The following is a 16,378-nucleotide window of genomic DNA, read 5'->3' as shown; positions in this document are numbered from 1 at the left end:
TATCTTGTCCCCAGATATTAATTGCACCATGGAAAAAAGTAAAATAAAACCGGAACAAGAAAAAAAGGTAGAGCTACTGTACGCAGAATCCCATAACTGGAAGTCTTCCCTGTATCTGGTAAGCGATGAGGTGACCTTTATCGATAACTTATTGAATTCATATGTTTTTGAACCAAATACCCCAAACCTATTTGAACGATTACAAAAGTATCAGGCTCAGATCAAGAAAAATAAGGAACGTAAAATTGTGGTGTTAGATTCCATAGACAAGCACCAAAAAGATTTGGGGGGCATGTTGGAATGTACCGATTACGCCTGTGATCTTGGGTATTATCAAAAACATGAAGCCATAAAGGCCGAGGTAGTAGGATTTTTGGAGAACTTCCAATTGCTTAAATCAGAAATTTTCAACTACGCCGGGGGAATTCTGAAAAAGAGAAAACCTTAAGAAAAACACGTATTCATTGCTGTTATCGCCTATTATCATAAAAATAATAAAGATGAAAAAGTTAGCCATATTAATGGTCTTAGTACTTTCTAGTTGTTCCTCCATTCAATTGGTGGAAAATTGGAAAAGTCCAGACATAGTGATTTTTGATGCCTACAAGGTACTTGTTGTAGGAATGACCCAGAATACGGAGGCCAGAGAGAATTTTGAGACGAAGATGACCAAGGAGTTTACAAAAAGGGATATAGAGGCTATGCGAAGTTTGGACCTCTTTGATGTGGAATTTACCTCCTCGGAAAAGTCGGAACAGGAAATAGATGCGGTTGAGGATTTGTTGATAGAGCGAGATTTTGACGCCATTTTGTTTACCAAGGTCACCGGTTACGAGAGTAAAAAAACCTTTAAGAAAAGAATGTCTGAGGTGGACGGAATTTACGGAAGGTTTCGGGACGATTATTTGGAACACCAGGATATTTATTACAGGGATGATTACTATGATGAATTTATGGTCTACCATGCGGAGACTTCTTTGTACTGTATCTGTGTTGGTAAAGAGCGACAACTTATTTGGAGGGGCACCATAGACATTACGGATCCACAGGATATTAATAAGACCATTGACGATTATATAAAACTGATTGTTTTGGCTTTGGAAGAACAAGATATCATATTTAGAAAAGACAGAAAAAATGAAATTACTGGTTTATAGTGCTAAGAAATTTGAGGTGCCTTATTTAGAAAGAGCCAATAAAAACAACCATCATGTGGTGTTTACCCATAGGGCCCTCGACTCAGAAACGGCGCACCAAGCGGTAGGTTTCGATGCCATTTCTATATTTTCTGGGGACGATGCCTCCCTAACCGTTTTGGAAAAATTAAGGGACTTTGGGGTCAAATATATCAGCCTGCGTTCTGCTGGTTACAACAATATCCATATTAAATGTGCCAAACGTTTTGGGTTTAAGGTTGCCAATGCCCCTGATTATTCGCCCCATTCCATCGCAGAACATGCCGTGGCATTATTGTTGGCCCTCAACAGAAAAATTATTTTGGCCCATTCACAAGTACACCAATATAACTTTTTACAGGATGATCTTCTTGGTTTCGATCTGAACAAAAAAACTGTAGGTATTGTCGGAGTTGGCAAAATTGGAGCAGTGATGGTAAAAATTATGCACGGTTTTGGATGCACTATTTTGGCCAACGATCTTGTTCAAGATGCCACCTTGATAAAAGATTATGGTATCCAATATGTGGAAATGGAGGAATTGTTGAAAAAATCCGACATCGTCAGTTTACATGTTCCATTGACCCATGACACCCACTATTTAATAGATGAGGCTCAGTTTAAAGCTATGAAAAAAAGGGCCCTTTTAATAAACACGGCCCGTGGTGCGGTAGTAAATACCACAGCTTTGATCAAGGTCTTGGAGAAAAAGAAGATTGCCGGGTATGCCACAGATGTGTATGAAAAGGAAATAGGCGTATTCTTCAAGGATCATTCCACATCCGGTGATATTAAGGACGATCTATTGAAACAACTGCTTTCCTTGCCCAATGTGTTGCTTACCCCTCACCAGGCCTTTGTCACCAAAGAGGCGCTGGCGAATATTGCGGACATCACTTTTTATAATATCGATTGTTGGGAAAAAGGAAAAGAGTCAAAAAACGAACTTGGTTATGAAACGATGATCTCTTAGAAGTAGGCTACTTTTTTCAAAGATCAATTCTAATATAACAGCAATTTGGGGTCTATAAAGACCCATGTACGCCTGTATCATAGAAGCGGATAAACAGCCCGTTCAGTTTTCGCATTCTTATATTTTACGGTCCATGTTCTTAAAAATGATCTACATGGACTTTCACTTGGTCATCCATCTATTTTATTCATTTAAAGTTTTTAATCATCACACTTGTAGGAGTTTGACGGGCTGCCATACTTGGTCTATCGGAGAAATTAAACCATATATAGTATACCAATCCATGCTTTGGAACGTTATATTTTAAATGCAGCCTTCTTGTGATACTGTTGTCCAGCCTTATATATGATGGGTCAGGTATTTTAATTTGGCGAGTAAAATCGTAAAGGAAGATTACTGATTAGGTCATTATTGAGAAAAAGAAAATATGCTAATTCCAATAAGAACAATTTTTTAATACTTGCCTTTAAAAAATAGAGTGAAATGAATTTAGGAATAAATATATCTTGGAGGAAATGGGTGTCAACCCTTTTGGTCTTGTCATGTACCACCTTGGCAATGGCACAAGTGCCTACAAAAGAGTTCAAAGAAAACACCATGGATTCCACCATGTATGCCACATACTTGGTAAATAAAGATATACCATCTGAAATTACGGAGCAGGTGGCAACGGCCCTATCGTATTACCCGGAATTGAAGGATGTTAAAGTCCAATTTCGCTTTCGCAAGAGCAAAACCCCTTTTTCTTCCAAGCCTACCTTTTTTAGTATGTTCAAAAAGAAGGAGAACAGAAGCTACGTGGTGACCATTAGCACGGAAGCAGAATCCAATAACAAGCCTATCTTATTTTTAAACCTGCCCTATAATGCTCAAATTGGGGTGATGGGCAGAGAATTGGGGCATATTACTACCTATGCGGCAAAAAATACCTCCCAGTTATTAGGGAATATTTTTAAGATGCTCAATACCAACTACGCAGAAGAGGTAAAATTCAATAAGGATCTTATTTGCATTGACCATGGCCTTGGATACCAATTGTTCGATTGGAGCACCTACGTACAAGGCGCATTGGATCTACCGGAAAGAAGGGGCTCTACAGACCTTTTCTTTACACAAATAGAACCTTCTGACTATGAGCCTTCAATGAACCCACAGATCATAGAAAATTATATAGAGGCCACCGATATCTACAAAGAGTTGCCTAAAGAATAGTTCCTTTAACTTCCTAATTTGAACGTCACAACGACTTTATCGTAGGGTTCATGGAGGAAGACTTGGTCCATAACCTTATAATCTTATCTTCTATCCCATAAGGTTGACTTAGGGTATATTAATATTTGAACTCCTAAATCTTGATTATTACAGATAATTATGCAAAATGATTGAGGTCATTTTGTACTCGGGAACTATTTGCCACCTTTACTGTCCACCTTATAAAACTATGGTCATGGCACTTAATTTTAATCAATACGCAACGGAAGGAAATACTTTTTTAAAAGATTATACCGTGCAATTGGGTCTTGGAAATGACCGTGATAAGGCAGGAAGAATTCTAACGTCAACGTTGCATGCGCTACGCGATATTATTCCCACGGAGGAATCATTACAGTTTATAGCGCAACTGCCCATGTTTTTAAAAGCAGTTTATGTGAATGGTTGGAATATTAAGCAGAAGAAACCAAAAATTAAGAAAATGGCTGAGTTTTTGGATCTAGTGAGGACCCATGATGGTCCAGCTGCAGTAAATGATTTTGAATACAGCGATGAAGTGGCCCAGCAATATGTGGATACCACCTTTACTTACCTCAGGAAATATGTTTCTACAGGTGAGATGGACGATATACGGGATGGACTTCCCAAGGATCTAAAAACAATGATTTCTTCTCATATTATATTTTAAAAACAATATTATGACCACATTGATAGCTATTTCGTTTTATGCACTACTATTCTGTATTGCCTTCTTTCTAAAGAAATATTCTTAAGCCGCACTTTTTTTGATTCCAGTGACATTTATCATTATATGAATGTCATAAGATGGATACCTTGGTCTTACTAAAAAAGTTCTATTATGGACAGATTAAAAGACAAAGTAGCCATCATTACCGGGGGAGCAAATGGCATAGGGCTCGCAACCGTTAAATTATTCTTGGACGAAGGTGCCAAAGTAATGATGGTTGATGTGGATCAAAAAGGAATAGACCGGGCGGTAAAAGACTTAAATACTCCAAATTTAGCTTTCTGTATTGCAGATGTTTCCAAAGCAAAGGATACTGAATCCTATGTCAAGGAAACTTTGAAGGTTTTCGGTAAAATTGATATTTTCTATAATAATGCGGGTATTGAAGGCTGTTCCAAGCCTTTGGTAGACTATCCTGAAAACATATTCGATAAGGTAATTGCCGTAAATCTAAAAGGGGTCTGGTTGGGCTGTCAGCATGTACTGCCCAAAATGGAGGAGGGGGGAAGTGTGATGATCACTTCGTCCGTGGCCGGATTAAAAGGATTTCAAGGGTTGGGAGCCTACGTTGCCAGTAAACATGGGGTTATCGGGATTATGCGTGTAGCTGCCCTGGAAAGTGCCGAAAGAAAGATTAGGGTCAACAGCATTCACCCAGGACCAGTGGACAATAATATGATGCGCCGTATTGAAAAGGAAATCTCTCCGGACAATCCTGAGGAAGTGATCAAAGGCTTTGAGAATACTATTCCGTTAAAGCGCTATGCCGACTCCCAAGAAATAGCTAAACTGGCCTTGTTCTTGGCTTCAGATGAAAGTTCCTACATTACAGGTTCCATGCACGTCGTGGATGGCGGAATGTTAGGGTCATGACCATAGATCTTATCAAATACTTGAAGGGAGGAGATCTTAGGTCCAATGCCAAAGCAAAAGAATTGGAGTCGCTTATTAAGACCCAAAAAGATTTTGATGCCTTGTTCCACTTTTTGTATTCCAAGGATCGCTTATTGATTATGCGTGCGGCCGATGTCTTGGAAGAGATCTCTAGAGCCAATCCCAATTATTTATGGCCCCACCAAAGAGATATCCTTCAATTTTTAAAGACGGCAAAACACAAGGAATTTAAATGGCACCTGGCTCAAATGGTTGGGAGATTGCAGCTTACCCCAGTCCAAAGACAAGAAGCATCTGATGTCCTGACCAGTTGGGTTACCGATAGCTCGGAAAGTAAGATTGTCAGGGTGAATGCGCTTCAGGCACTTTATGATATCAATGAACAGTATCACGAAAGGGATGAGGAATTGCAAGAATTGATAGAAAACCTTAAAAAGGAAAATATCCCATCCCTTATTTCAAGAATCCGAAAATTGACTTCATCATGAAAAAAATCACCATCTATTCAACAATACTTATCCTGTTTGTGAATTGTAAGGATAAGTCCAACGTACAGCCAAATCTCGAAGAACCCGTTGTCGCTACCAGCAGTAATGCTCAAAAAACAAATTCAACATTACAAGAGCTCCTAAGATTTGTTGATATTTCTGAAACCAATGTCACGGACGTGGCGGAGATGGTAGGGTTTAAGATGATGGATATCAATGGAGATATAACTTCTTTGGATCTGGAAAATGGAACGGCCCTTTTTAAGTCGTTCCCAAGCACTGAAAGCAAACAAAATCGGCCGATCATGGAAATTAAAGATTCCAACAAGGTTCTATTGATGGTCAAAGGGAAGGGCTTTGGAGGACCAATTTGGGCAAAATTATTAATGAACGCCACTACGCATGAGATCCTAAAAGTAAAATTTGAACACAAGGCAGAAACGGAAGGGTATGGAGCCGGAATAACCCGTTCTTCTTTCCAAAATCAATTTATAGGGAAGACCATAAAAATTTCCAATAATTCTATTGCATTGGTACAAAATGGAAAAGAATGGATAAAAGGGGAACAACCCATTGATGGGATTTCTGGAGCAACGGTGACAAGTGAAAATGTCGTACATATGTTGAATGAAGGATTATTGGGATACGCTCGGTATTTTCAGGAACGATAATAAATGGGGTCCCTGCCGGTCAAAATCTTTGGTGTTACGGTCTAACGAAAAAACAATATCAACAACCAAAAGAATCTATAGCCCCGCACTTTTGAAGTACTTGATTTGCCTTACTGCCATCGCGGTAAATGGTGATGCCTTTAAGCCCGAATTCCCATGCCGTTCTATAAATTTCTGAAATATCCGATGCAGATGTGGAACTGGGAAGGTTAATCGTTTTGGAAACCGCATTGTCCGTATATTTTTGAAAGGCCCTCTGGTGTTCCAAGTGATATTTCCATGGGATTTCCAAACTGGTTTCAAATAGTTTTTTGATGTGATCTGGGATGGACTCAACTTCCCTAATACTGCCTGTTTCTAGAATTTGGTCCTGGATGGCATTGTTCCAGTGTCCAAGTTGTGTCAATTTGTCCTTGACAATAGGATGTAATACCTGCTGGGTTTTAGTACCCAATACTCCTGTTCGTTTGAAGGCAAGGGCATATAGGGGTTCAATGGAGTAAGAAGTATTGGCGATTATTGAAATACTTCCCGTTGGGGCTATACTGTTACAGGTGGCATTCCGTAAGTGGAGGTTTGGATAATGTATGCTTTCCTCCCAAGCCGGATAGCATCCTTTTTCCTTGGCAATATTGCATGAGGCATTAAAACTGGTCTCTTGTATAAAGCGCATTAACTTTTCTGCCAGTTGAACTGCCTCTTTTGAGGCGTAGGGAATCTCGAGTTGGATCAATAATTCTGCCCAGCCCATCACCCCCAGGCCTATTTTCCTGTTTTTTAGTGCCATTTCGGCTACCTCTGGCAATAAATAGTGATTGCATTGGATGACATTGTCCAAAAACCGGATGCCCATTTGGACCAATAACTTCAGCTTGTCCCAATTAATATTTGATGGTTTGGAACCCAGTCCCACGATCTTGGCGAGATTTATGGACCCTAAATTGCAGCTCTCATAATCGAACAAGGGAACCTCCCCACAAGGATTGGTACTTTGGATACGACCTTGCCGGAAAAGAGGATTATGTGCGTTGATGGTATCCAAAAAAATAAGTCCTGGATCACCAGTTTTCCAAGCGGCATGAATTAAAGAATCCCAAAGTTCCTTGGCTTCAATGGTTCGTTCAGATTGGCCTGTCCTTGGATTTATTAGTTCCCATTTTTCAGTATTGATCATTGCCTTCATGAAATGATCCGTAATGCCTACAGAAATATTGAAATTTTGTAAACTGTTACCATCTAATTTGGCAATCACAAACTGTGCTATGTCTGGATGGTCCACATTTAAAATCCCCATATTGGCACCTCTGCGTTTTCCACCTTGCTTCACATGTTCTGTAGCGGCATCATATACTTTCATAAAAGCAATAGGACCGGATGATTTTCCGCCTGAAGTGGAAATAGTATCGTTTTTTGGTCGTATTCTGGAAAAATTATAACCCGTGCCTCCTCCGCTCTGATGCACCAAAGCAGCATTTTTAAGCGTAGTAAAAATATCGTCCAAACTGTCATTTATGGGCAGCACAAAACAAGCACTCAATTGTCCCTTCGGTAAGCCTGCATTCATTAAGGTTGGTGAATTTGGTAAAAACTCCATCTTGGCCATAAGGTTATAAAAACAGTTTTCCCAGTGGTCCTTCTTCTTGTTTTCCACGCTGGAAATATGCCGTGCAACCCTCCTAAAAAGCTGATCTGGTGTCTCAATGCTAGCGCCTTGGCCGTTTTTTTGAAGATACCGTTCTTCAAGTAATAACATTGCGTTATGCGCTATTTTGGGTGGCATCAATTAAAGATGAGGGTTCATTTTCTGCTTGCGTTTCAGTAATTGCCTATCCAAATCGCGAATTGTCTCACCAACAGAACCCTCGAAGGTAGGTTCATTGGAGGAGGCGAAGATTCTTGGTCCAGGGGAGCTCAGTTCTATTTTGCAGATCTTTCCTTTGGAAGAGGACACCTTTTCTTCTTCTATGATTACATGGGCTTTGATCAAATCATTGTACTTCTCAAACAAATGGTCCATCTTATCCAAAATAAGTTGTTCCAATTTTTCCTCCTTGGTAGTATGTACAAAATCTATATGTGTATGGAATCTTATGGGTTCAATTTCCGTTGATTGTTTTTCCAAGGATAACCCTGTGGCCGATGACAGGATCTTTTTCAACGCTGGGGTAGTGGTGGCATCTATTAAATTTAGGGCTTTCACCTTACATAGTGTCTCCACCATTCTACATCCGGCCAAGGTATTTGTGGCAACCCCGGTTACAATATCCGGGACAATGTCAAACACTTCCATCAGCCCATGAACGGCATAGGGATCGGAAGCACTGAGAATGACACATTTTATTTGATCCCTTATGGCATTGATAGCAATATCCCCATTGTAAGGCTCCAGAGGAGAAGCGCCTATTTCAATAATGGCAACATCAGCTTTTACTTTTTCAATTTTGCTCAGCAATTGGGCCAATTTTTCCTGGTACTCTTCCCTGGGACAAATGGTTGAGGGCAGGCCCACATCCACAAAATCCATCACCTGATCGGCCCCAACATCCTTTATGGCCAGGATATCCTTATATCTACCTGCACCTGTAAGCTTGGCGCCAACTACCTTATGTCCGGCATGTTTAAATAGATTGGTAACAATCCTTGCGGAGGTAGTCTTGCCCGCAGACATGGAGGTACCTACAAAGAGGATCACCGGGGTGGTATAGGGTACATAGGATTCGGGCCTTATAAAACTGTCCATCGTGAGCTTTTCACCATATCTAAAGGTGTGCCCTGTGTAGACCAATTCAATTAAATTGGGCATAAAGACAGATTTGGAGGTAAGTTTCCCTAAGAGACCCGCACCGGTTAAGACCGTCATTTTTAAGTCTTCCCCTACTTTTCTCCAAGTACCTGTGGCCTCTAGGGTTGCGAAACGTTCTCCTAAGGCGCCAACTAATAATTCTCCGCCTATAATGCCCCTCATTCGTCCATTTGAAAGCTCTAATTTCAATATGCTGCTGCCGGGGTCCGTGATTTTACAAACGACATAATCTCCGTTCTGCCATTGCTCCCTTGGGAGTTTATTGACGACAAAATCAGTTTCTGCCAAATCCGAAATCCGTGTAAGTGATGTAAATATATATTGATGGTTCATAGTATTAATTTTAAGAGTCCGTGATCAATAAAAGTGTCAATAAAGCTGTTCTTTCCACCAGCTGGTTTTCCTTAATATACTCATGGGGAGCATGGGCTCCATCCCCAGGTGTGCCCAGTCCATCCAAGGTAGCTGTGTACTGACTGGTGGTGTTGCCGTCTGAGCCTCCCCCTGCCGTTGCATCCTCTAATTGCAGCCCCAAAGCATCGCCTTGGCGTTTTGCCACTTCCCATAATTGTTGGTTGCGGGGCGTTTTTTCCATTGGAGGTCTTCCCATACCACCTTCTACCTGTAGTTCAATATCCTTGAGGTAAGGTTTCAGAGCTTTTATCTTTTTGGTGATATAATCTCCGTCAGCATCCTTAAATACCCTTACATCTATCACTGCCGTACTTTCAGGTGCCACCACATTGGCAGAAACACCTCCTTCTATCATCCCGATGTTGACGGTTATGCCCTTATCAAAATCGTTCATGGCATATAGTTTTTGAATTTGATGGGAGAGCTCTACAATGGCGTTGATCCCTTTGGTGGGATCCAATCCGGCATGCGCTGCCTTCCCTTTGGCCCTGATGGTAAAACGTCCCAAACCTTTCCTAGCCGTTTTTAATTTGCCACCCAAGCCCAAGGGCGGTTCCAGAACAAAGGCCCTTTTCGATATTTTTGCCAGTCTTGTTATGATTGTTGTAGATTCCCTACTGCCTATTTCTTCGTCCGAGTTGATCAAGATAATAGGGGTAATGTTAAGGGGCAGTTGCAATGACTGTATGGCCTGAAGCGCAAAGATGATCTGTGTTAGTCCAGCTTTCATATCATAGACGCCGGGTCCTTTTATCTTGCCATTCTCCTCCAGAAACGGCATATCTTTCAGGGTTTCCAAAGGCCATACCGTATCGCAATGTCCTATCAATAACTGTAAGGGTAACTTTTTATTCCTCTTTTTGGGACGTGCAAAAAGATAGCCGCCGGTGACCTTTCCTGGAATATATATGGTTTTATAATCCATGGCCTCCAATTTGGTCAGCAGCACATCAAAGATGCCTTGTTGTGAAGCCATTACTTTTGAGGGTGTCTCAAGGGTTACAAGGTCCTTGAGGAAAAGGATCATTTCTTCCCGGTGGAGGGTCAAATACTGTTTAATGCTAGTTGCTATGTCCGTGTTGGTGCTCATCTTTCAAAACCTTTTGGGAATGGGAAATTGAAAGTTTCTGAAATGGAGGCGAAGCGGCCGTTGGCAATATAGGCCAGTAGGGGATTGTTATTTATCATATCCTGATCATCTCCTTCTGGGTCCCTGTGATAATTGCTTTTTACAAAGGCAGTAATTACCTTTCCTGTAATGATGCTATCGTTATCAAAACCGTCAATTATTTTAAAAAGGTTGCATTCAAGATATAAATAGGAATCCTCCAAAAATAGGGCATCTACAGAAGTGGCTTTTACCGTAGGCAAGGAACTAATGATCTGTTTCTCATCGCTACGTTCTCCACATCTAGGGGAAGCACTTAATGAGGACAAGACTATTTGGTCGGGCAAAGGAAAGCTTATGGCAAACTCTCTGGTTGCTTTTACGTTGTGGTATGTAGCGTGGTTGGGGGTACAGACAAAGCCAAAATAGTTGGATAATCCAATGGGGGTCGCCATATGTTTTGGCGCAAGGTCATAGTGATCACCTTCTTTGGTGCCAACTACAATCAGGGGTCCTACCGTAAAGAATTGGTTCCAAATAGGAGTATCCGTATTTAGTGAAATATAATGATCTGCCACTGTTTTTTCCATGTGAAAAACTTCTAATCTTATTCCTCAATTTACAAAACCTGAATGGCGGGAAAGATGACAATGGTCAGGATGAAAAGCTTTAAAGAAAAATAGGCCTATTTATAAAAGGGCAATAACATTCTTTAATTTTTGGGTTACTTCTGTCGCGATCTCAGTAAGATCTTTATTGCCAACGGCCATCATGGATGCATTGGGATCTACGGCGGCCACCTCAATATTGCCTTTCTCTTTTTCCTGTATAATGATATTGCAGGGAAGCATGGTGCCAATCTTGTCTTCAGCTAGGAGGGCTTTGTAGGCAAAGGGTGGATTACAGGCGCCTAATATTTTATAGTTGTGAAAATCAACATCTAATTTTTGTTTTAAAGTGGCTTTCATGTCAATTTCTGTTAAAACGCCAAACCCTTCGCTTTTCAAAGCAGTGGTAGTTCTCTTTACCATATCGTCAAAATCTACATTGTTAAACGACTTTTTAAAATAATACTCCATATCCTTCTTGTTTGATCCTAAATGTAGGTTCATGGGAATGTTTTGCCAATGATAAATATCAGTCGCAGTTATATATATTGGGATATAAAGTAGGTGATTTTCATAACCCTTGACAATGGGGGTTTTCATAAAAACCTAATATATTTTGGGTTGCTGATCTAGGTCATTTCAATAGCTGTTACTTAACTGTATTTTTGAACAGTAAAAAAATTTAACCTTAAAAAATAGATATTATGTCACTAGTAAAATTTAGAAACAGAAGGCCATTTGGAAGTCTTATTGCATCGGATTTCTTTGATATGGATGATTTATTTGATAACCGACTTATGAGCAGGAATGTTGTGGGCGACAGGTTTTGGAATGGTAAAAGAGGGGAGCCTGCATTAAATATTAAAGAGACCGATGACCATTTTGAAATTGAACTGGCAGCACCGGGATTTGCAAAAAAAGATTTTAATGTGACCATTGAAGATGGTTGTTTGAATATCGAAGCTGAGAAATCCGTTTCCAAAGAGGAAAAAGAGGAGGATTATACCCGAAGGGAATTTAGTTACAACTCCTTTGAAAGATCGTTGCAGTTGCCCGAAAGTGTTAAGGAAGAAGCTATAAAAGCCCAGTATAAAGATGGAATTTTAAGCTTTAACCTGGCCAAAAAAGAAGAGGCGAAAAAAAGGCCACCCAAGATTATCCAAATCGCCTAACATACTGGTAAAATAATGCAGTTAAAACATTGGTATAGGTAATTCCTATATATACCCCTTGGTGAATTCGTTACAGAAATTGCTTCCTTCTGTAAAGGTTTTTTACCAAGGGGTATTAGTTTTAAAAATATGCCTTGAAATTCATTTTTAAAAATTTAAAGTCATTTCCCATGGCATGGGATTAGTGGACTAATGATAATTATCATATTAATGGATTGTCTTGAAACCTATATTTGGTTGTCTTAAGTGATCCTTTACAGCGGATTTTTTATTGGATGTGGCCATGTGTTTAGGACAAGTGGATTGTCGCTTATAATTAAATAGGAACGCTTCTTTAGGTCTGTTACAATTCGAAGGATTGTTTAGAGTACAGATTTTATGATGGAAAACCAGTTTTTAGATATCACATTGTTGCAAAGTATTTTTGAAAGTACTTCTGAAGGAATCTTGATTACAGATTCCCAAGGCATGATATCGCGGGCCAATAAATCTGCCGCCCTGATTTTAGGTGAAAGGGTAGGGGAATTGGTAAACAGAAATCTAGGGGAAATTCTGGAACCACGGAGCAAAACCAAGTTGCTTAAATTGTTAAATAAAGATGGAGGCAAGAATAAAACTCAACACTTGCAAACCAAAATGGGCCTTTTGGATGTAGAATTAAAACTCGCCTACAAAGAAAAAGATATACGTGTTTTACTGCTTAGGGATGTTTTCCTCAACACATCAAAGAGGAAGATGTTGCAACTAAGAAATATTGCCTTGGAAGAGGTTGATAATGGAATTATAATAGCCGACGCACGACTCCCAGATCTGCCTATAATTTATTGCAATAACGGTTTTGTTAAAATGACAGGTTATTCCAAACAAGAAATACTTAACAAAAATTGTCGGTTTTTACAGGCAGATGATAATGGTCAAAAGCAAGTTGAGGATATCAGATTGGCCCTTGAACAAGGCAAGCCGTTCCATGATGTTCTACGCAATTATAGAAAGGATGGGTCTCTGTTTTGGAATGAACTACATATAACTCCCGTTCATGATGAGGCCAATAGATTATGCTATTTTATTGGAATGCAAAATGATGTTACGATAGCGATGAAAGAAGCCCTCATCAAAGAACGTATCAGGGGCATCATGGAGATGATTGCCAAACTTCATCCTTTAGGAGAAATCAGCAAAGAGATTATTGGGGTTTTGAAGGAGCAATTGGAAGGTGTCAATCCTGTCATCGGTTACTTGGATCAGGGGCAACATGTCTGGATTCAAGTGGATGATGGAAGTCTTTCAAAACAGGAATTGGAAAAAATGGCCAGTTTATTGTTCAGTGAAAACTCCAAGACCAAAAACAAAGACAAAGTGCTTGCCCAGGAAGTATGTGTAGGTGATATCTCCAAAGAAAAAGTAGATCAAGGTTTCCGGGAATTGGCATTGAAGCACCAAATCTTGGGATATTGTTGTTTTCCCATAATATCTTCTGAGAATGATGTCATTGGACATTTGGTACTGCTCAATAGTGATTTAGGAAGACCAGTTGGGTTTGAAATGGAACTTTTGGAGGATATGACCAATTTGGCAAGTATTGCCTCGGAGCACCACAAGAAAACGCATGACCTTCAAATCGGGAAAAAGCAGTTGATGGAACAGGCCAAGAAATTGGAAGAACGGGTTAAAGAACGCACCAAGGAAGTGACTAATACGGTCCAAAAATTAGTTGAGGTTAACCTACATTTAGAACGACAGATCAAAGAAACCAAGGATGCAGAAAACAAGGCAAACCAAAGTCAGGTTATGCTCGCTGCCATAGCGCAAAACTTTCCAAAAGGCGCTATTATTGTTTTTAACAGTAATTATGAAATTGTCTATGTGGAAGGGGAGGAGATGAAGCATATAGACATGATAAAAGAGGAGGCAGAGGGCCGGTCTGTAGATGATATTCCATTTTTTAATAAACATCACATATCAAAAATAAAAGAAGATATACAGGAAACCTTAAAAGGAAAACGACTATCCTTTGAATTGGGCTTTGAAAAGAAAATCTACGCTGTAAATTCCAGGCCATTATACGATGCCAATCAAGGCCATGTGTTGGCCCTATTTGTCTATAATAATATCACGCAGCAAAAAAGAGTGGAACGTGAGATACGTTTTGCCCTTAAAAAAGAACAGGAGCTCAATGATCTAAAATCACGTTTTGTCTCCATGGCCTCGCATGAATTTAGAACGCCCCTAAGTGCCATACTATCATCGGCAATTTTAATAGCCAAGCAGAACGACCTGGGTAATGAGGATAAAATTGAAAGGTATGTAGAGCGTATCAAATCCAATGTCAGAAATTTAGTGGTCATCTTAAATGATTTTCTATCCCTGGATAAATTGGATGAAGGAAAATTACAGCCCAATCCCCAACTTTTTGATCTCGTTCAGTTTTCAAAAACATTGATAGAGGAAATGAAGACCAATACAAAGGAGGGACAAACCCTCAAATTTACCCACAATGATGAGGATATTCTTGTATATATCGACCCAAAATTATTGAGCCATATCCTGATCAATTTAATGACCAATGCTATCAAATATTCAGAGGAAAAGCAAGAGGTCATCTTAGATGTACAAAACAACGGAAACCAAGTGGTCCTTACGATAACGGATAACGGAATAGGTATCCCGGAAAAAGAACGGCAACATTTATTTGAGCGTTTCTTTAGAGCCGAAAACGCTTTGAATATACAAGGAACGGGATTGGGACTGCATATTGTAAAGCAATATGTAACGCTTATGGAGGGTACAGTTAATTATAAAAGTGAACTGGGCAAAGGGACCACCTTTACGGTGAAATTGCCAAAAAAATTGGTTAAAAATGAAAACAATCTTAGTTATAGAGGATAACGCTGATGTTAGGGAAAACATAGCGGATATTTTGGAACTTGAAAATTACACCGTGGCCATGGCAGAAAATGGCACCATTGGAATTGAAAAGGCCAAAACAGTGAAGCCCGACCTTATTATATGTGATATTATGATGCCGGGAATAAGTGGATATGAGGTATTACAGAACTTAAGCGAGGATAACGCTACCGCCGGCATCCCATTTATTTTTTTAACGGCAAAGTCGGAGAGATCGGATATTAGATTGGGCATGAATATGGGTGCGGATGATTATTTAACCAAGCCTTTTGAAGAAAAAGAACTTTTTAATGCTATAGAATGTCGTATTAAAAAACATAATTTTTTAAAAAAGGAAATCACAAGAAACATAGAAGGCATCCATGCCTTTTTGGAGGAGGCAAAAGAGTACGTGGACCTTGAAAGTCTTACAAGGGAACAAAGACCACAGAAGTATTCAAAAAAGGAAGTGCTTTATATGGAAGGGGATACTGCAAACACGCTATATTTTATCCAAAGTGGAACGGTAAAAACTTTTAAAAGCACGGAATTGGGGAAAGATTTTGTGACGGGGGTATATAGTGCAGGTGATTTTTTGGGGCAATTGTCCCTTCTGAACAACTCAGGGACTTATATTGAAACGGCCATGGTTTTGGATGATGCCGAAATCTTTGGTATTCCTAAGGAAGATTTCACAAAACTGCTGTATGGGAACAATGTGGTCTCTCAAAAATTCATTGACATGATTTCCAACAATTTAATCAATGTACAACAGCAATTGGTGAATATGGCTTTCGCCTCGGTAAGGCAAAGGGCGGCAAAGGCGTTATTGGAGTTATACGATAAGGGAATTATTAAGGACAAGGCCAATAGTGGAGTGGGGATAGCCCGGGAGGATTTTGCCGGTATGATCGGAACCGCCACCGAAACGGCAATCCGTACCCTTTCCGATTTTAAGGATGAAGGTTTGATCACCACAGATCATGGACGAAGGATCATTTTATTGAACAAAGAGGAGTTGCAACATGTGGCTGAATTCAGTTAACCCCCTTTCTACCTATTTTGTTGTTTGGCGGCAGAAATAGGCTGGGGATAATATAAAAAAATAGCCTAACGGGATATCCAATTAGGCTAACAGTTTTCATTTAGTAAAAGGCCACAGGTTGGAAATAATAGGATGCGACGTTTAACCCAAAATGATTGATAGGAGATCATTGGGTTAAAAATTG

The 16,378-nt window shown here is 39.8% G+C and carries 16 protein-coding genes; 11 read left to right on the top strand and 5 right to left on the bottom strand.

What is annotated here, in order from left to right; translation table 11 throughout:
* Positions 1-28: 28 nt before the first annotated feature.
* The 8 genes from ABXZ32_RS02715 to ABXZ32_RS02680 all read left to right on the top strand — a co-directional run bounded on the left by ABXZ32_RS02715 (position 29) and on the right by ABXZ32_RS02680 (position 6,161).
* A complete protein-coding gene (locus ABXZ32_RS02715) occupies positions 29-448 on the top strand; it encodes a hypothetical protein (protein ID WP_354617146.1) in 420 nt (139 codons plus the stop codon).
* A 52-nt stretch (positions 449-500) separates the two neighbouring features.
* Entirely contained in the window at positions 501-1,157 is a 657-nt protein-coding gene (locus tag ABXZ32_RS02710; RefSeq protein WP_354617145.1) for a hypothetical protein, read from the top strand.
* Entirely contained in the window at positions 1,138-2,148 is a 1,011-nt protein-coding gene (locus tag ABXZ32_RS02705) for a 2-hydroxyacid dehydrogenase (RefSeq protein ID WP_354617144.1), read from the top strand. The genes ABXZ32_RS02710 and ABXZ32_RS02705 overlap by 20 nt, the downstream gene beginning before the upstream one ends.
* A 483-nt stretch (positions 2,149-2,631) precedes the next feature.
* Positions 2,632-3,360, top strand: a complete 729-nt coding sequence (locus tag ABXZ32_RS02700) for a hypothetical protein (RefSeq protein WP_354617143.1) — start codon at positions 2,632-2,634, stop codon at positions 3,358-3,360.
* 235 nt (positions 3,361-3,595) lie between these two features.
* Positions 3,596-4,048 (top strand): DUF2267 domain-containing protein, encoded by a 453-nt coding sequence (locus ABXZ32_RS02695; RefSeq protein WP_354617142.1) that lies wholly within the window; start codon positions 3,596-3,598, stop codon positions 4,046-4,048.
* A 171-nt stretch (positions 4,049-4,219) separates the two neighbouring features.
* Positions 4,220-4,981, top strand: a complete 762-nt coding sequence (locus tag ABXZ32_RS02690; protein ID WP_354617141.1) for an SDR family NAD(P)-dependent oxidoreductase — start codon at positions 4,220-4,222, stop codon at positions 4,979-4,981.
* A complete protein-coding gene (locus ABXZ32_RS02685; protein ID WP_354617140.1) occupies positions 4,978-5,490 on the top strand; it encodes a hypothetical protein in 513 nt (170 codons plus the stop codon). Before ABXZ32_RS02690 ends, ABXZ32_RS02685 begins: the two co-directional genes overlap by 4 nt.
* The gene (locus ABXZ32_RS02680) at positions 5,487-6,161 is read left to right on the top strand and encodes an FMN-binding protein (protein ID WP_354617139.1); all 675 of its coding nucleotides are present in this window, start codon (positions 5,487-5,489) and stop codon (positions 6,159-6,161) included. Before ABXZ32_RS02685 ends, ABXZ32_RS02680 begins: the two co-directional genes overlap by 4 nt.
* A 58-nt stretch (positions 6,162-6,219) precedes the next feature.
* Here the strand turns inward: ABXZ32_RS02680 and ABXZ32_RS02675 are convergent, their stop codons facing one another.
* The 5 genes from ABXZ32_RS02675 to ABXZ32_RS02655 form a co-directional block, all read right to left on the bottom strand.
* A complete protein-coding gene (locus ABXZ32_RS02675; protein WP_354617138.1) occupies positions 6,220-7,914 on the bottom strand; it encodes an adenosylcobalamin-dependent ribonucleoside-diphosphate reductase in 1,695 nt (564 codons plus the stop codon).
* Positions 7,915-7,944: 30 nt separating this feature from the next.
* The gene (locus ABXZ32_RS02670) at positions 7,945-9,297 is read right to left on the bottom strand and encodes an HPF/RaiA family ribosome-associated protein (protein WP_354617137.1); all 1,353 of its coding nucleotides are present in this window, start codon (positions 9,295-9,297) and stop codon (positions 7,945-7,947) included.
* A gap of 10 nt (positions 9,298-9,307) precedes the next feature.
* Positions 9,308-10,468: a M20 family metallopeptidase gene (locus ABXZ32_RS02665; protein ID WP_354617136.1), complete on the bottom strand. Its 1,161-nt coding sequence runs from the start codon at positions 10,466-10,468 to the stop codon at positions 9,308-9,310.
* Positions 10,465-11,076 carry a flavin reductase gene (locus ABXZ32_RS02660; RefSeq protein WP_354617135.1) on the bottom strand — a complete coding sequence of 204 codons (612 nt, stop codon included), beginning with the start codon at positions 11,074-11,076 and terminating at the stop codon, positions 10,465-10,467. Before ABXZ32_RS02660 ends, ABXZ32_RS02665 begins: the two co-directional genes overlap by 4 nt.
* A gap of 99 nt (positions 11,077-11,175) precedes the next feature.
* Complete coding sequence (locus ABXZ32_RS02655; RefSeq protein ID WP_354617306.1) at positions 11,176-11,565, bottom strand: DUF302 domain-containing protein; 390 nt, start codon at positions 11,563-11,565, stop codon at positions 11,176-11,178.
* 233 nt (positions 11,566-11,798) lie between these two features.
* Between ABXZ32_RS02655 and ABXZ32_RS02650 the strand changes: the two genes are divergently transcribed.
* The 3 genes from ABXZ32_RS02650 (at position 11,799) to ABXZ32_RS02640 (ending at position 16,194) form a co-directional block, all read left to right on the top strand.
* Positions 11,799-12,266: an Hsp20/alpha crystallin family protein gene (locus ABXZ32_RS02650; protein WP_354617134.1), complete on the top strand. Its 468-nt coding sequence runs from the start codon at positions 11,799-11,801 to the stop codon at positions 12,264-12,266.
* A gap of 378 nt (positions 12,267-12,644) precedes the next feature.
* Entirely contained in the window at positions 12,645-15,152 is a 2,508-nt protein-coding gene (locus ABXZ32_RS02645; RefSeq protein WP_354617133.1) for a PAS domain-containing protein, read from the top strand.
* A complete protein-coding gene (locus ABXZ32_RS02640) occupies positions 15,124-16,194 on the top strand; it encodes a response regulator (protein WP_354617132.1) in 1,071 nt (356 codons plus the stop codon). The genes ABXZ32_RS02645 and ABXZ32_RS02640 overlap by 29 nt, the downstream gene beginning before the upstream one ends.
* Positions 16,195-16,378 lie beyond the last annotated feature (184 nt).

The organism is Sediminicola luteus, assembly GCF_040566555.1.
GTDB lineage: Bacteria > Bacteroidota > Bacteroidia > Flavobacteriales > Flavobacteriaceae > Sediminicola.
The sequence above is the reverse complement of the archived record's forward strand: the minus strand, read 5'-3'. Positions and strand labels throughout refer to the sequence as shown.

Excerpts from the sequence above, each read along its gene's own strand:
- ABXZ32_RS02715 (WP_354617146.1), top strand. The coding sequence starts at position 29 with ATGGAAAAAAGTAAAATAAAACCGGAACAAGAAAAAAAGGTAGAGCTA.
- ABXZ32_RS02710 (WP_354617145.1), top strand. The coding sequence starts at position 501 with ATGAAAAAGTTAGCCATATTAATGGTCTTAGTACTTTCTAGTTGTTCC.
- ABXZ32_RS02705 (WP_354617144.1), top strand. The coding sequence starts at position 1,138 with ATGAAATTACTGGTTTATAGTGCTAAGAAATTTGAGGTGCCTTATTTA.
- ABXZ32_RS02700 (WP_354617143.1), top strand. The coding sequence starts at position 2,632 with ATGAATTTAGGAATAAATATATCTTGGAGGAAATGGGTGTCAACCCTT.
- ABXZ32_RS02695 (WP_354617142.1), top strand. The coding sequence starts at position 3,596 with ATGGCACTTAATTTTAATCAATACGCAACGGAAGGAAATACTTTTTTA.
- ABXZ32_RS02690 (WP_354617141.1), top strand. The coding sequence starts at position 4,220 with ATGGACAGATTAAAAGACAAAGTAGCCATCATTACCGGGGGAGCAAAT.
- ABXZ32_RS02685 (WP_354617140.1), top strand. The coding sequence starts at position 4,978 with ATGACCATAGATCTTATCAAATACTTGAAGGGAGGAGATCTTAGGTCC.
- ABXZ32_RS02680 (WP_354617139.1), top strand. The coding sequence starts at position 5,487 with ATGAAAAAAATCACCATCTATTCAACAATACTTATCCTGTTTGTGAAT.
- ABXZ32_RS02675 (WP_354617138.1), bottom strand. The coding sequence starts at position 7,914 with ATGTTATTACTTGAAGAACGGTATCTTCAAAAAAACGGCCAAGGCGCT.
- ABXZ32_RS02670 (WP_354617137.1), bottom strand. The coding sequence starts at position 9,297 with ATGAACCATCAATATATATTTACATCACTTACACGGATTTCGGATTTG.
- ABXZ32_RS02665 (WP_354617136.1), bottom strand. The coding sequence starts at position 10,468 with ATGAGCACCAACACGGACATAGCAACTAGCATTAAACAGTATTTGACC.
- ABXZ32_RS02660 (WP_354617135.1), bottom strand. The coding sequence starts at position 11,076 with ATGGAAAAAACAGTGGCAGATCATTATATTTCACTAAATACGGATACT.
- ABXZ32_RS02655 (WP_354617306.1), bottom strand. The coding sequence starts at position 11,565 with ATGGAGTATTATTTTAAAAAGTCGTTTAACAATGTAGATTTTGACGAT.
- ABXZ32_RS02650 (WP_354617134.1), top strand. The coding sequence starts at position 11,799 with ATGTCACTAGTAAAATTTAGAAACAGAAGGCCATTTGGAAGTCTTATT.
- ABXZ32_RS02645 (WP_354617133.1), top strand. The coding sequence starts at position 12,645 with ATGATGGAAAACCAGTTTTTAGATATCACATTGTTGCAAAGTATTTTT.
- ABXZ32_RS02640 (WP_354617132.1), top strand. The coding sequence starts at position 15,124 with ATGAAAACAATCTTAGTTATAGAGGATAACGCTGATGTTAGGGAAAAC.